Consider the following 13,904-nt stretch of genomic DNA (forward strand, 5'->3'; position numbering starts at 1 on the left):
TAGTCGGCTAAAAAAAACGCCCCCGACCGCAAGGTCGGGGGCGTTTTTGTTTGTGTGGAAGTCGTAACTCTGTGGGACCGGCTTTAGCCGGGAAGGCGGCATATCTGCAGGAAGACTTGCAATGGATGTACCGGTCTCTTCCCGGCTAAAGCCGGTCCCACATCAAAACTTCGGAAACGGCGTGCTGGTGTTGTTCTTCAGCGTGCCGGTGTCCTGACGGACCAGATCCTTGGGCTTGTAGGCGCAATAGCCGGGGCGCGGGCCAACCTTGGGGTGGTTGCGGCAAGTGTCCGGGCGTTTCTCGTAGATCGTGCACAGGCGGCTTTTGCGATCCAGGTACAGGCAGTCGTTGTTGCTCATGCGCTGCAACGTGAAGATCTCGGACTTCTGGTTGTAGCGCTCGACGATGCCTTCCTTCTGCAAACGCTTGGCGATGTTCTTCGCCGGCTCCCCGCGCTCGAACTCATCGACGATGCCGATGCGGATCAAATCCTTGATCTTCACTTCAACAGGCAGTGTGCAGCAGCTGGAAATACAGCCCCCGCACATGTGGCTGGAGTATTTTGCCCAGGTATCGATACGGTCGAGTTCTGCGGCGGCGATCAAGGTGGGTTTCATTTGAATCCAGTTCCGGGTGTATCGGGCGCGGGATGATACCGGTCTGGAAGGGATTCGCGTAGGCAAAAATGCGCGAAGCGACTGCCGGGCACTTGATGTCGATTCAACTTGTGGGCCGGCTTTAGCCGGGAACGCGGCATTCCTGACGACATGGATGCAGCGAATGTCCGGGCCTCTTCCCGGCTAAAGCCGGTCCCACACAGTCTGCACAGGGCCAATCTAGGTTTCAGCCAGCACACGTGCCAGCCCCTCGATCTGCTCCTGCCGTTCAGCCTGCGCCAGCTTCGCCCCCGGATTGAGCGACGACCATTGCGGGTGCGCGCGGGCCTTGTGCAGGGCTTCGGGAAGTTTGCCTTCGCGCCAGGTCATATCCTGGGGCGTGGTCAGCTTGATGCTTTCCATCGCCGCGTGACCGCGTGCGCCAAGGGCTTGCAGCAGGTGACGCTGACGCAACGCCAGCAGACGCAACACCGCGTCATCGACGGTCAGCTCGCGCTGGCCCTTGAGCTTGCCCAGCAAACGGCCGCCGTAACTGCGGGCGGTTTGCAATGCGCCGCCGGCAATCGCGCCGACCAACGCCGCCGCGCCCAGAGTGATGCCGCCCACCAGCAGATCAACGCCCGCTCCGGCCGCTGCACCCGCCGCAATACCGCCACCGACCCGCACGCCCAGTTGCTTGAGGGTTTCCGGGTTGAACAGATCATCGCCCCAACGCCCGTCCAGCAACGGCAGATCACTGGCCGCCGCGTCCTGCGTGCGAAACGCATACAGCTTGAGCAGCGCCTCGACGCAACGCTGTTCCCGCTGCCTGACCGCCTTGCGCAACTCATCAATGGCCAACTGCTCCTGGCCGGATTCGGTGGATACGCTGCGTCGGCAAGCCGCGCAGTCAATCAGCAGTTCGGCAATCAACCGCGCCGCACTCTGGCGGCGGGTTTCGCGCTGGGCTTCCTGATCCAGGATCAGGCGCTCCAACTGGCCTCGGGAAGTCTCCAGCAACAGCGCAAGGCTTTCATACAAGCGCCGCTCGCCATCTTCCGGCGGCGCGACGCTGTCGAAACGCACCAGCGCATGCAGGCCAAGCCGCGCCAACGCTTCACGCCAGGCCGGTTCGCGATGCTCGGCGCTGCTGACGAAGTTCAACACCGGCAACAGTGGCTTGCCGCAACTGGCCAGCACCGACAGTTCGTCGCGGTATTTCGCCAGCACCGGCTCGCGAGCATCGATCACATACAAGCCGGCATCCGACGCCAGCAGTTGGCGCAAAACTTTGGCTTCCTGCTCGAAACGCTGCCGCGCCTCGCTGCCCTCCAGAAACCGCGCCAGTCGCGCCGGGCCATCCAGCCGCTCGCCGGGGCGATCCAGGCGTTCCAGGTAATCGAGCAGCGCGATGGCGTCTTCCAGGCCCGGCGTGTCGTACAGCTCCAGCAAGGCTTCGCCATCCACCGACAGCCTTGCGCCCTCCACGTGGCGGGTGGTGCTGGGCCGATGGGAGACTTCACCGAAGCCGACGTCACGGGTCAAGGTGCGCAACAGCGAGGTCTTGCCGACATTGGTGTGGCCGACGACAGCGAGTTTCAGTGGGCGAATCGTCTCGGTCTTACTCATCACCCGTCTCCAGCCAGTTCAACGACGCTGTTTCGGTCCACGTCAGCTCCAGTTGTTGCAGCCCGGCGTGCCAGTCGCTGACGCGTTCGGCATCCAGAGTCTGACCCGGTGGCGCGGCCAGCAGCCAGACTCTGGTGCTCCCGGCACAGCGTGCCAGTTCGGCGATCAGCGCCAGACTGCCACGGTCCGGCGAGCGGCGCGGGTCGCAGGCAATGAGCAATCGCGCCGGAGGGAAACGCGTCAGTTGATCGAGCAGTTTTTGCCGGGACTCGCGACTGTCGAGAATGCCTGCATTGGCAATGGATTCGGGCAGTACGGGTGGCCATGGCTGATCTTCATCCAGCTCGATGGCAACCAGCAATGCGCCTTCACTGTTACGGCTGCCGTGCTGCGGGGCAATTTGCGGCAACAACTCGGGCGCAGCATCGCTGACGCCGAGCCGCTCGCTGCTGGGCATCAGGCGTTCGCGCAGTTCGCTGTAACCGGGCAGGCTCAGGTCCAGACTCAACACCGCACGGCCGCGCTTCCACAGCGACAGGCAAACCAGCGCCAATAGCAAACGCGGCACGATGCCGTAGACCAGCAACACGCCCACCAACCATGCGGCCCAGGCCTGTCGCGCGGATTCCACCACGAGGGCGCTGTCGCCGCTGGCGCGGATCATGGCTTCGCTTGGCACGCTGAAGCCGAGGAGCGCGGGAAGCGTGCCGAGGGCCTGGGTCAGGCCGACGAAAGTGTCGCTGCCCAGGATCGTGGTTTCCCAGACAAATCCGTAACGCCGCGTTGCCATCAGCATCAATAGCAAAACCATTGCGCTGATTAAGGCCAGCAGCCATAAGCCATGAACCAGCGCACCCAAGGCCCAGCGATTCAGGCGTCGGCGTTGCAGCAGCAGAATCAGGGCCGGTGCCAGTTGCGCGGCCTGGGCATCGCGGGCGAGCTTTTCACTCAACCACAGCCACAAGCGCCCGAGGCTGGCTGTGCTTCCCCCGGCGAAGGCCAGGCCCAAGGCCCAGCTGATCAGCAGAATCAGGTTCAGCCCGAGCAAACTGCCCAGCGCCCAGAACACATTGACCGGGGTTTGCCCGTCGCCCATCGCCGCGAAGGCCAGTCCGGCACCGCTGATGACCGCGACAATCGCCAGGGCAATCAACGCCAGACGCGCGCCTTGTTTCCAGCGGCGCAGTGCTTCGAGCATGCCATCGCGTTCGGCCAGCCACAGGGCGCGATGCTGAATCCGGCTCGGCAGGTCGCCCGCTTGAGCGCGGGCGCGGCGGTTGGCTTCAAGGTCGTCGAGTTGACCGGCCTGTTGTTCGCGCAGACGCACGGCTTCGGTCAGCCAGAGGTTATCGAGTGGGGTCAGAGCAGTCACACGGCGTCTCGTTGGTAAAGTCAGGGATGAGCATAACCTCTGCGTCGTGCATTCGAGCGAAAAGCACGGTACGAATTCACTGCCGTGCTCTGCTATTCTCGCCGCCATGAAAACTCAACTGCCCCTCAGCCTGATTGCCGCTCTTGGTGAAAACCAAGTGATTGGCGTCGACAATTCCATGCCCTGGCATTTGCCGGGGGACTTCAAATATTTCAAGGCGACCACCCTCGGCAAGCCGATCATCATGGGCCGCAAGACCTGGGATTCGTTGGGTCGACCGCTGCCCGGTCGCTTGAATCTGGTGGTGACTCGCCAGACGGATTTGCAACTGGAAGGTGCCGAAGTCTTCACCTCGCTGGAGTCCGCCGTTACTCGTGCCCAAGCATGGGCGCGGGAGCAGGGCGTCGATGAAGTCATGCTGATTGGCGGCGCGCAGCTGTATGCGCAAGGCTTGCCGCAAGCTGATCGGCTGTACCTGACCCGCGTGGCGCTGAGCCCTGAGGGCGATGCGTGGTTTCCAGAGGTTGATCCGGCGCAGTGGGTTCTGGTGTCTGAGGTGTTGAATCCAGCGCTGGAAGACAAACCGGCGTATACGTTTGAAGTCTGGGAACGCCGATAAACGGCATCACGCAAAAACGTGGGACCGGCTTTAGCCGGGAAGAGGTCGGTACAGGCGCTGAATGTATTTCTGAGAGATGCCGACTTCCCGGCTAAAGCCGGTCCCACCGAGATGTCACAAAAATGTCGCAATCGGCAAATCACGTCGCGAATCGTTCTCGACATGACGCCTTCGGAACGCACACGGTCGCTGGCGCACTCAAACAGTAACGGCAATTTGCTACGGTCGAACCTCTAAATATCCGGGGGGGAAACCATTATGAAATTCGCGCCAAAACTACTCGCTGTCGCGCTGTGCCTGGGCCTTGCCGGGCAGGCGCTGGCTACCGAATTGACGCATTGGCCCGAGCCTGCCGCCAAGGCGCTCAATGCCATGATTACCGCCAATGCCAACAAGGGCAATTACGCGGTGTTCGACATGGACAACACCAGCTACCGCTTCGACCTCGAAGAATCGCTGCTGCCGTTCATGGAAAACAAAGGCCTGATCACCCGCGAAAGCCTGGACCCCTCGCTCAAGCTGATGCCGTTCAAGGACACCGCCGACCACAAGGAAAGCCTGTTCAGTTATTACTATCGCCTCTGCGAAGTGGACGACATGGTCTGCTATCCGTGGGTCGCGCAAGTGTTTTCCGGCTTCACCCTCAAGGAACTCAAAGGCTACGTCGACGAGCTGATGGCTTCGGGCAAACCGGTGCCGGCGACCTATTACGACGGCGATGTGGTCAAGAAACTCGACGTCGAACCGCCCCGCATCTTCACCGGCCAGAAAGAGCTGTACAACAAGCTGATGGAAAACGGCATTGAGGTCTATGTGATGACCGCCGCTTCCGAAGAGCTGGTGCGCATGGTCGCGGCCGATCCGAAGTATGGCTACAACGTCAAACCGCAAAACGTCATTGGCGTAACCACCCTGCTCAAGGATCGCAAGACTGGCGAACTGACCACTGCGCGCAAGCAGATCACCGCCGGCAAATATGACGAGAAAGCCAACCTCGGCCTGGAACTCACCCCTTATCTGTGGACGCCAGCGACCTGGATGGCCGGCAAACATGCGGCAATCCTGACCTACATCGACGAATGGAAGAAACCGGTTCTGGTCGGCGGCGATACGCCAACCAGCGATGGCTACATGCTGTTCCACGACGTGGACGTGGCCAAGGGCGGCGTGCATCTGTGGATCAACCGCAAAGACAAGTACATGACCCAAATCAACGGCATGATGGCCAAGCACGCAGCGGCTCAGGCCAAAGAAGGCCTGGCGGTGACAGCGGACAAGAACTGGGTGATCGTCAAGCCGGATGAGATTCAGTAAGCGTGAACGGTCGCGAGACGGTATTTCAGATTTCGAGCAGGCGCGCTTTCAGTTTCTGACCGCCATGGAACTCAAGCAGTCGGACTCCCTGGCCGCAGAGAATCTGCTGACCATGTTGTTGTATCAGGATAACTGGAACCGGGCAGCCGACTGGGTCACCCGCAACGGCTTGACCCCGGAGCAGTTCAATGAGGCCAGGGCTCGGGCCGAAGCATTGAAGAAACCGTTGGCAGTTCGCCCGGTAGCGGCCCTGGCCGGGCAGAGTGCGCTCAATTGAGTAGGGAGGAGGGTATGAAAGGTGGCGTGATTGGCATCGTCTGCCTATTGGGCATGGCGTCGGCGGCCGTGGCGGCCGAAAAGGGCGACTCGCCCTGGCAGGAACAGACGCAGAGCTGGCTGAAATTGCAGACAGAGGGCAATCATGCCTCACCCACCCCGCAGGCCGTCACCCCGGCCGAACGCGAGCGCAGCATGCAGCGCTGGCTCGACAGCTATAAGCATGAAATTCCGGATTTCTTCGAACAGAAAAAGGGCGGGACTACTCAGGCCGGGAGTTGAGGAAAACAGCTGTCCTGTAGGAGCTGCCGAAGGCTGCGAAAGCGGTGGATCAGGTGACCTCGTTCGCAGCCATCGCCAGCAAGCCGCGTCAAACTGTTTATCAAGTACCGGTATAACGCAGTTCGCTCAGCGCCCCGCTGGCCGCCGAAGTACTTTGGGCAGCCAAAACGCGAGCAAAAGTAACCACGGCACGTTCAATGTCCTTTTGCAGTTCAAGCACCGCCTTTTCGACCTCCCCGGTCACCCTGGGGCCCGAAATCTCTCTAACGCCGCTATGCCCGTTAGAAGAAGCCTCTGCGGGTTGCAATTGACCTGCGCCAGCTTCTTCAACAACCGCTGCTTCGGTCCTTGACTGCTCCAGAATCTCGCGAGCTACCTGCAATGCCTGCTCCTCGGCTTTGCGCTGAGCCAACGCTCGTGCCGCCTCCTCTATCTGTCGCTGTGCCAGTTGCAAAGCTGCCTCCTTCGCGCGCTGGCGAGCAGCTTCAGCCTCTTCGGCCTGACGTTGCGCCAATTGCCGAGCGGCCTCTTCTGCCTGCCGCTGGGCCAGTAGTCGCGCGGCTTCTTCCGCCTGGCGCTGGGCAAGCCGTCGCGCCTCCTCCTCAGCCCGAAGTCGAGCCTGCTGACGTTCCTGCTCCTCCAGTCGAGGCTGAAGCCCGGCCATGGCATCACGGAAATGGGTCAGGAAGCGGATGCACTGCAAGAAGAAGTTCGCGTTGACCGTCATCGAATAGAAATCGGTAGCGCCATGCCCCGGCATACTACGCAGCTGCATCATATTCTCGACATCGGCTTTGCTCGACTGCACATTGCCCCACATAAAGCTGACATTCGCGACATGCACCGGATCCAGCCCGCCACGCTTGGTGGCAATCAGGTGATCAGCCATTGCCCGGTAGCGCGCAACGATCTGAACCGGAGACACTCCATAAGTTGAACCCACATGGGCGTGCAGTTCGCTTTGTAAGAAGTTCGGCAGTTGGTGCAGGTGATGATTAAATTCTTCCATGATGGATAACTCTCTTTAAAAGTTACTAATTTGATTCGTAAGGCCCGAATGCATCACGCGCTCGGGGGCTTTATTTAATTCAGATCAGGAAGCCTTAAATCCAGGCTTGCCATTTTGCGCTCGCCATTCTTTTACTTCTTTCAGAATGCCTTCCGGGCTGTCTTCCTGGCCTTCGCTAGGGTAGAAAATGACATCGGACCTACGAGGGTGCTCGGTAATTCTCACAAAATAATTGACAAAATTCACCGTAGATCTCTCGTGCTCTTTTCCTTCAAGATGATCCCTGCCGTAGAATAAGTAGTGAAGCAGCTCCAAAAATTCAAGCTCAGTGTAATCGGTTAGTTTCTTGCTATAGTCAATATTCATTTTTTAACTTCCTTCTTATGGGTATTTATATGGTACTTGGGCGCCAATATAACCAAATTATCCATATCATAGACAGCTCCACCATTCTTTAACCAGTGTTTGTGATGGATTTCGAACTTTTCTCGACGCCCCGCCTGACTAATATCAGGTGCAAAAGGTGCGTTCCCTTTCTTCATTTCAATTAAATTAACTGCTGTGAACTGCTTACTCAACTCTGGATCTCTAGCAACGGCAATCCAAATAGCCTCCCGCTGTCGATCAAAAGTGCTAAATCTTTGCCCTCGCAGTTGATCGGCGATATGAGAAGGAATAGGGGCACCCTCACTCGACGGATTGTTACCCAGCCAAGTGCCCGTAACCGGTTTGCCATAGCCGCTGGCAATACCCGGTGTCTTACGGGGAGTATTGAACAACAGATAGCTATCCGGCAATCCAGAACCGGATGGCGATATGAGAATGTAGTCATCAAAACCACGAACAACTTCTGGATAAATCTCTATGTCCAGCACGATGGGCGATAAGGGAACACCCGGATCAGTCGGAAGTGACGGCCCATGAGTCGGAGTACTGGTCGAACTGTCCTGTGGCCTGACAATCGGCGTCCAGACCAGTGCAGGCTCGGTTTCGCCATCACGAATAAATTCGTAAGTATTGTTTTCGGCATTCCAGCTGAAGGACCTGACGCGGACCTTTGTACCGACTTCGACTCCGTCAGCGGCCACCCACGCTATTGCGCCGTCATCCTGCACGAGCAAGCGATGTGGAACGTCAACCGAGCCGTTGCGGCTGGCGACGAACTCAAGATCCACGCCATCCGGAATACCGAGCTGGGACAGCGGAATGCCCAGCACCTGCGCGGCCAGTTCGGCGTTACCCAGCATGGGCGAGTATGTCGACAGCAGCAGAAGCGGGTTTCGGCTCAATGCCCTTGCTGCGGAACGCACGAACTCTCGCCTGGCAATCTGCGTGGCCTGGCGCCACACACCTGCCACCCCCGTCGCTGTCGGAGCGGCAGCTGGAGGAGCCACTGCTGACCACAGGCGCGATGCACTCGATACCCGTTGAACATCACCCTCTTCGGCCGCCTGAACGGCCAATGTCGCGTGCTGTGCGGACAATTGCGCAGACTGGCTTTCCAGCAGAGCTATTGATTCGGCGAGCAGTTTCGCCTCATGGGCATGAGTCGCAGACTTCAGCCATGATTGATGCATCTGCTGAGCGCTGTCCGAATCAAGATGACTGTTTGTACCCAAGTGATGCTTATATTGCTCAGCCGACTGCTTGAGCGGATCCGCGCCGTTAAAAGCCCGGACAATATTATTGCTCGCCTCAAGCTCGCCTCTCTTGGAGGAAATCAAATAATTGATATGCGCTTTTTGCTGCACAACATGGTCAAGGTACTGCCGACCATCGAACTGTGCAGGCAGGGGGTCAATGCCACTCTTTATTTCCGACTGAGTAGCTTGTAGCAGGTCTCTGGATTTCGTTATATAGCGCTGCTCCAGTTCATTCTTTTGCGACTGGAAACTATGGGTCAGACTTTCAATCAATTGCCCATGTCTGATAATTGCCTGCTGGTACTCTGCTTGAGCGCGAGCAACTGCCTCCGCATGCGCCCGGGCTTCCGCCTCTGCACGGGCTTGAGCCTCGGCGTGCGTCCGAGCTTCTGCGTCGGCTCTTGCCTTTGCTTCAGCCTGTTCACGTGCAGCCTGCTCCGCTTGTTCTCTACGTTTAGCTTCCTCGCGTTTACGCTTCTTTCTGCGCTTTTTCTTCGATGATCCTCCTGAACCAAAACCGCCGCTGAAACCAGTGCCTATCGACCAACTTGATCCACTTCCACCCCCTCCAGGACGTCCGGAGGGAGAGGGTTTGTCGGGTCCCGGCGTAATAACAATCGGACCAATTTCAACAGGTCCTTTATTTCCATTGCTGCTCATACATACCTCCATTTCGTATGTGAGACAGCAATGTATCCAACTGCTTTAAATAGACTGATATATATAATTACAGCATCATAAAAAATAACTCAATCGCCATTTCTTCGATAAAATCTAAATATATTTTTCCGTGGCTTACGAGCGTTCAGGAGTGAGTAGGAGATAGGAAGTAGGAAGTAGGAAGTAGGAAGTAGGAAGTAGGAAGTAGGAAGTAGGAAGTAGGAAGTAGGAAGTAGGAAGTAGGAAGTAAAGAATCACTTAATAAGCGCGCCGCATGTCAATACTTCGACAAAACCCCGCAGCATGCAGCGCTGGCTCGACAGCTATAAACATGAAATTCCGGATTTCTTCGAGCAGAAGAAAACAGCTGTCCTACAGGGAAATTATTTGCTCGGTTCACCGTCACCCGCTGCCGCGTCGATGCATTACCCGGCGACAGGGCCAGGGCCAAAAGCAGGAGTCGCCTCGCCAACAAGTTGGCTCCTACAGAGGATTGCGTTATCTGAAAACAAAAAACCCGGCATCTCTGCCGGGTTTCTTGTTCTAGCCGATCAAGCTTACGGCACCAGTCGGTCCAGCAGTTCCTTGTCGCGTACGGCACCTTTATCGGCGCTGGTGGCCAGCAAAGCGTACGCCTTCAGCGCGGTGGTCACTTTACGTGGGCGCGATTCGACTGGCTTCCAGCCTTTCTTGTCTTGCTCGGCACGGCGCTCGGCCATTTCCGCGTCGTCGATCAACAGGTTGATCGAGCGGTTCGGAATGTCGATCAGCACTTTGTCGCCATCACGCACCAGACCAATCGCGCCGCCAGCGGCAGCTTCCGGGGACGCGTGACCGATGGACAAGCCCGACGTACCGCCCGAGAAGCGGCCATCAGTCAGCAACGCGCAATCCTTGCCCAGACCTTTGGATTTCAAGTACGAGGTCGGATAAAGCATTTCCTGCATGCCCGGACCGCCTTTCGGGCCTTCGTAACGGATGATCACGATGTCGCCGGCTTTGACTTCGTCTGCAAGGATGCCGCGCACGGCGCTGTCCTGGCTCTCGAAGATCTTCGCGTTGCCTTCGAACACATGGATCGATTCATCCACGCCTGCGGTTTTCACCACGCAGCCATTCAGCGCGATGTTGCCGTACAGCACGGCGAGGCCGCCTTGTTGCGAGTACGCGTGCTCGACGCTGCGGATGCAGCCGTTCTCGCGGTCGTCGTCCAGGGTTTCCCAGCGGGTCGACTGGCTGAAGGCCGTCTGCGTCGGGATCCCGGCCGGGCCAGCCTTGAAGAAAGTGTGAACCGCTTCGTCGTCAGTCTGGGTGATGTCCCATTTGGCGATGCCTTCGGCCAGGGTCTTGCTGTGCACGGTCGGCAGATCGGTGTGCAGCAGGCCGCCACGGGCCAGTTCGCCGAGGATGCTGAAAATCCCGCCAGCGCGGTGCACGTCTTCCATGTGGTACTTCTGGATGTTCGGCGCGACTTTGCACAGCTGCGGCACTTCGCGGGACAGACGGTCGATGTCGCGCAGATCGAAATCGATCTCCGCTTCCTGGGCCGCAGCCAGCAGATGCAGGATGGTGTTGGTCGAGCCGCCCATGGCGATGTCCAGCGTCATGGCGTTTTCAAAGGCCTTGAAGTTGGCGATGTTGCGCGGCAAGACGGCGTCGTTGTTCTCGATGTAGTACTGGCGGCACAGGTCGACGATGGTGCGGCCGGCCTGCAGGAACAGCTGCTCGCGGTCGCTGTGGGTCGCCAGTTGCGAACCGTTGCCCGGCAAGGCCAGGCCCAGCGCTTCGGTCAGGCAGTTCATCGAGTTGGCGGTGAACATGCCGGAACACGAACCGCAGGTCGGGCACGCGCTGCGCTCATATTCGGCGACTTTTTCGTCACTTGCCGTGTCGTCAGCGGCGATAACCATGGCGTCGACCAGATCCAGACCGTGGGCGGCCAGCTTGGTCTTGCCCGCTTCCATCGGACCGCCGGAAACGAAGATCACCGGGATGTTCAGGCGCAAGGCAGCCATCAACATGCCAGGGGTGATCTTGTCGCAGTTGGAGATGCACACGATGGCGTCGGCGCAGTGGGCGTTGACCATGTATTCCACGGAGTCGGCGATGATCTCGCGACTCGGCAGCGAATACAGCATGCCGTCGTGCCCCATGGCGATGCCGTCATCGACCGCGATGGTGTTGAATTCTTTCGCCACGCCACCGGCGCGTTCGATTTCACGGGCAACCAGCTGACCCATGTCCTTCAGATGCACGTGGCCCGGTACGAACTGGGTGAACGAGTTGGCAACGGCGATGATCGGTTTCTTGAAATCCGCATCCTTCATCCCGGTGGCGCGCCACAAGGCACGAGCGCCGGCCATATTGCGGCCGTGGGTGGACGTTTTCGAGCGGTAATCAGGCATGGAGCACTCCTGGCGGCTAATCAGGTAAATAGGTAGGGGAGTAAGCTTCTAGTGTCGTCACACACAAACGGCAGTGACCGGATGCTGCGAAGGAAACCGAAAACGCTACGGGATCGCCGTACGCTCGGCCTGAGCTCATAAACCCGCCGGGGATGACTGGCGATGGATAAGAGCGATTCTACACTTGTAAAGGCCCAGTGGAATGGCAGGAAGTCGGAGAGGCGGGATTTAGCATGGGTGATGGCGGGATTGAGGTGTCCAGATACGCAATCTGATTCGAGCCCCAAAACCAATGACGGAGCCAGCAAGCCCCCGTTCTTCGATGAAAGTAGCTACCGAGCGGGCGCGAGCCCGCAAAGTGTCGGTGCTAATGGGCATGTGATCTGGTTATCTTGTCACCCCTATGTATTTTGAGCACTCGCCGATGCAAGATTAAAAACCCCATTAACATGGCCGCGCCCTGTAGATTGATTAATGTCGTAACGCTCTGATCTTGCCAGGATATCCCATACACAAGCGGTATGACCCCTCCGAGCATAAGCATGTTGATAATAAATTGAGGCGTTGAGGTATCGTTTCTGGCGCGCAGATGCGCGAGCGCCAACCCTGAAAAAGCACTGGTCGCGAGAAAAAAAACCGCCGCCGAATAAAAGCCAGGAGTGTAGTTAATGACCGCCCCGCTGATAAATGTGAAAAGAGCTCGCCCTGTAAAAAAAAGCAAAAAACTGATGCCCATAACAAGTCCTGCCAGCCATGACAAACCAAACCTGTAATTTTCGGCAGAGCCTGCGGCATGTTGGCTCGTGTGAAGGCTGTGGATCTGACTGAGTGCCAACGCAGGTATAGTTACAATGCCAATGATACTCATGAAAAGTGAAAACTGTGCAACGAGTGTGGTATTGGTTGTTGCCAGGCGCTCAATGGTCAGATAGAAATAGAGCTTCTGACCGCCCAGACCGATTGCAATGGGTATGCCTTGCGCTAGCAGCGAGCTTGCAGTGTTCTTCGCTTCCCTGAACGAAAAGTGTTTATAGGGTCGAGAGAGCTTAAGCAGGCAGATCAATACTGCAAGTTCAGTTACTAAAAAATAAGCCATTGCGCCATAGGTAAACAGTTCGCTTGTGCTGCACTCGTACATTATCAGTAAACCCAGGGTTCCCACCAACGTCACGAAGGTCTTTATCCTTGAACACTCCGAGGATTTTCCACTTGCCTCATGGAAAAGCTGAAGAAACAAATTAAGTGACAACAGTGGTACTGCTGGAATATAGATGAGCGACAGAATCTTTAAGGATTGCATGTCAATATTGCGCATGCTTGATAAATTCAAAGCGCACAGGAAAACGCCCAAACATAACAGCCCGCTAATCACCGCTATAAATAGTGCAATAGTAAAACCGGCCGTGAAGAAATCACATCTCGCTGTCTCGTTATGGGAGAGCGACGACGTGACGTTACCCGAGGTCGCCAGCAACATGGGTAAAAGTGCTGACACAACCGAAAACAACGCAAGGACATAAGAAAATACGGCAAGGTCACTTGGACTCCTGTGTGCGATCAACGACAATGCAAGCGAAACCCCGAACCAGGGAATGATGCGACTGATGGTAAATGCCGGTAATGAGGCTTTCATGAACGCGTGGTAGGTCATTGGGCATCTTCCCAAATAGGCAACATTCGACTTCCAAACTCTTTTTCATACAGACTTTGAAGTACCTCAAAAGCTATATCCAGATTCTTCAAGTCTTTCTTACTTCGCGCCCCGAAGTAAGGGTAGTGATGAAAATAGAGTCCAAAAATTCGATCACAGTCCTTAATGTATCTTCTGGTATCCAAAATGTGATGATGCCAAACTTCGTCTACCTCAAGTATGGGCGGGAGAATCGGGAACGCATGTAGATATTTCTTATTTAGGTATAAAAAATTCTTATAATACTGAATGGCGATCTCGGCCTCCGTTGCTGTCCTTTCCGGCATAGAAGCTCATCGTCAGAACATAGTTTTCTCTGGATCTCCGAGAAATCCATAGCATTTATGTATCTCACCGCATCATCGAGTGAAGGCCATAAGGCTTTGGTATTTTCCATTTTCATGCAAT

At 56.9% G+C, this 13,904-nt stretch carries 11 protein-coding genes and 1 pseudogene; 4 read left to right on the forward strand and 8 right to left on the reverse strand.

Annotated features, from left to right (window positions below; translation table 11 throughout):
- Positions 1-162: 162 nt before the first annotated feature.
- The 3 genes from ACP7E4_RS17095 to ACP7E4_RS17105 form a co-directional block, all read right to left on the reverse strand.
- Positions 163-618, reverse strand: coding sequence for a YkgJ family cysteine cluster protein (locus tag ACP7E4_RS17095; protein WP_065832845.1), 456 nt, complete (start codon positions 616-618; stop codon positions 163-165).
- Positions 619-837: 219 nt separating this feature from the next.
- The gene (locus tag ACP7E4_RS17100) at positions 838-2,226 is read right to left on the reverse strand and encodes a GTPase/DUF3482 domain-containing protein (protein ID WP_426116726.1); all 1,389 of its coding nucleotides are present in this window, start codon (positions 2,224-2,226) and stop codon (positions 838-840) included.
- On the reverse strand, positions 2,219-3,598 hold the full coding sequence (locus ACP7E4_RS17105; protein ID WP_426116724.1) for a DUF2868 domain-containing protein: 1,380 nt from the start codon (positions 3,596-3,598) through the stop codon (positions 2,219-2,221). Before ACP7E4_RS17105 ends, ACP7E4_RS17100 begins: the two co-directional genes overlap by 8 nt.
- Positions 3,599-3,704: 106 nt before the next feature.
- Here ACP7E4_RS17105 and ACP7E4_RS17110 point away from each other — a divergent pair, with 106 nt between their 5' ends.
- The 4 genes and pseudogenes from ACP7E4_RS17110 (at position 3,705) to ACP7E4_RS17125 (ending at position 6,089) form a co-directional block, all read left to right on the forward strand.
- A complete protein-coding gene (locus ACP7E4_RS17110) occupies positions 3,705-4,217 on the forward strand; it encodes a dihydrofolate reductase (protein WP_426116722.1) in 513 nt (170 codons plus the stop codon).
- Positions 4,218-4,475: 258 nt separating this feature from the next.
- Entirely contained in the window at positions 4,476-5,531 is a 1,056-nt protein-coding gene (locus ACP7E4_RS17115) for a haloacid dehalogenase-like hydrolase (RefSeq protein ID WP_426116720.1), read from the forward strand.
- A gap of 34 nt (positions 5,532-5,565) precedes the next feature.
- A pseudogene (locus ACP7E4_RS17120) lies at positions 5,566-5,808 on the forward strand (hypothetical protein); the annotation flags it as partial.
- A 14-nt stretch (positions 5,809-5,822) separates the two neighbouring features.
- Complete coding sequence (locus ACP7E4_RS17125; protein ID WP_331149839.1) at positions 5,823-6,089, forward strand: DUF3613 domain-containing protein; 267 nt, start codon at positions 5,823-5,825, stop codon at positions 6,087-6,089.
- A gap of 100 nt (positions 6,090-6,189) precedes the next feature.
- Here the strand turns inward: ACP7E4_RS17125 and ACP7E4_RS17130 are convergent, their stop codons facing one another.
- The 5 genes from ACP7E4_RS17130 to ACP7E4_RS17150 form a co-directional block, all read right to left on the reverse strand.
- Positions 6,190-7,098 (reverse strand): hypothetical protein, encoded by a 909-nt coding sequence (locus tag ACP7E4_RS17130; protein WP_426116718.1) that lies wholly within the window; start codon positions 7,096-7,098, stop codon positions 6,190-6,192.
- Positions 7,099-7,182: 84 nt separating this feature from the next.
- The gene (locus ACP7E4_RS17135) at positions 7,183-7,458 is read right to left on the reverse strand and encodes a bacteriocin immunity protein (protein ID WP_426116764.1); all 276 of its coding nucleotides are present in this window, start codon (positions 7,456-7,458) and stop codon (positions 7,183-7,185) included.
- 2 nt (positions 7,459-7,460) lie between these two features.
- Positions 7,461-9,401, reverse strand: coding sequence for an S-type pyocin domain-containing protein (locus ACP7E4_RS17140; protein ID WP_426116716.1), 1,941 nt, complete (start codon positions 9,399-9,401; stop codon positions 7,461-7,463).
- Between the two features lie 557 nt (positions 9,402-9,958).
- Positions 9,959-11,806: a dihydroxy-acid dehydratase gene (gene ilvD, locus ACP7E4_RS17145; RefSeq protein ID WP_020291944.1), complete on the reverse strand. Its 1,848-nt coding sequence runs from the start codon at positions 11,804-11,806 to the stop codon at positions 9,959-9,961.
- A gap of 367 nt (positions 11,807-12,173) precedes the next feature.
- Positions 12,174-13,457, reverse strand: a complete 1,284-nt coding sequence (locus ACP7E4_RS17150) for a hypothetical protein (RefSeq protein ID WP_426116713.1) — start codon at positions 13,455-13,457, stop codon at positions 12,174-12,176.
- Positions 13,458-13,904 lie beyond the last annotated feature (447 nt).

This window comes from Pseudomonas sp. DSP3-2-3 (assembly GCF_049898225.1).
In the GTDB taxonomy this organism is placed as follows: domain Bacteria; phylum Pseudomonadota; class Gammaproteobacteria; order Pseudomonadales; family Pseudomonadaceae; genus Aquipseudomonas.

What these genes read in the sequence shown, in the direction of transcription:
- ACP7E4_RS17130 (WP_426116718.1), bottom strand. Translation starts at nt 7,098, where the DNA reads ATGGAAGAATTTAATCATCACCTGCACCAACTGCCGAACTTCTTACAA.
- ACP7E4_RS17095 (WP_065832845.1), bottom strand. Translation starts at nt 618, where the DNA reads ATGAAACCCACCTTGATCGCCGCCGCAGAACTCGACCGTATCGATACC.
- ACP7E4_RS17140 (WP_426116716.1), bottom strand. Translation starts at nt 9,401, where the DNA reads ATGAGCAGCAATGGAAATAAAGGACCTGTTGAAATTGGTCCGATTGTT.
- ACP7E4_RS17110 (WP_426116722.1), top strand. Translation starts at nt 3,705, where the DNA reads ATGAAAACTCAACTGCCCCTCAGCCTGATTGCCGCTCTTGGTGAAAAC.
- ACP7E4_RS17150 (WP_426116713.1), bottom strand. Translation starts at nt 13,457, where the DNA reads ATGACCTACCACGCGTTCATGAAAGCCTCATTACCGGCATTTACCATC.
- ACP7E4_RS17125 (WP_331149839.1), top strand. Translation starts at nt 5,823, where the DNA reads ATGAAAGGTGGCGTGATTGGCATCGTCTGCCTATTGGGCATGGCGTCG.
- ilvD (WP_020291944.1), bottom strand. Translation starts at nt 11,806, where the DNA reads ATGCCTGATTACCGCTCGAAAACGTCCACCCACGGCCGCAATATGGCC.
- ACP7E4_RS17115 (WP_426116720.1), top strand. Translation starts at nt 4,476, where the DNA reads ATGAAATTCGCGCCAAAACTACTCGCTGTCGCGCTGTGCCTGGGCCTT.
- ACP7E4_RS17100 (WP_426116726.1), bottom strand. Translation starts at nt 2,226, where the DNA reads ATGAGTAAGACCGAGACGATTCGCCCACTGAAACTCGCTGTCGTCGGC.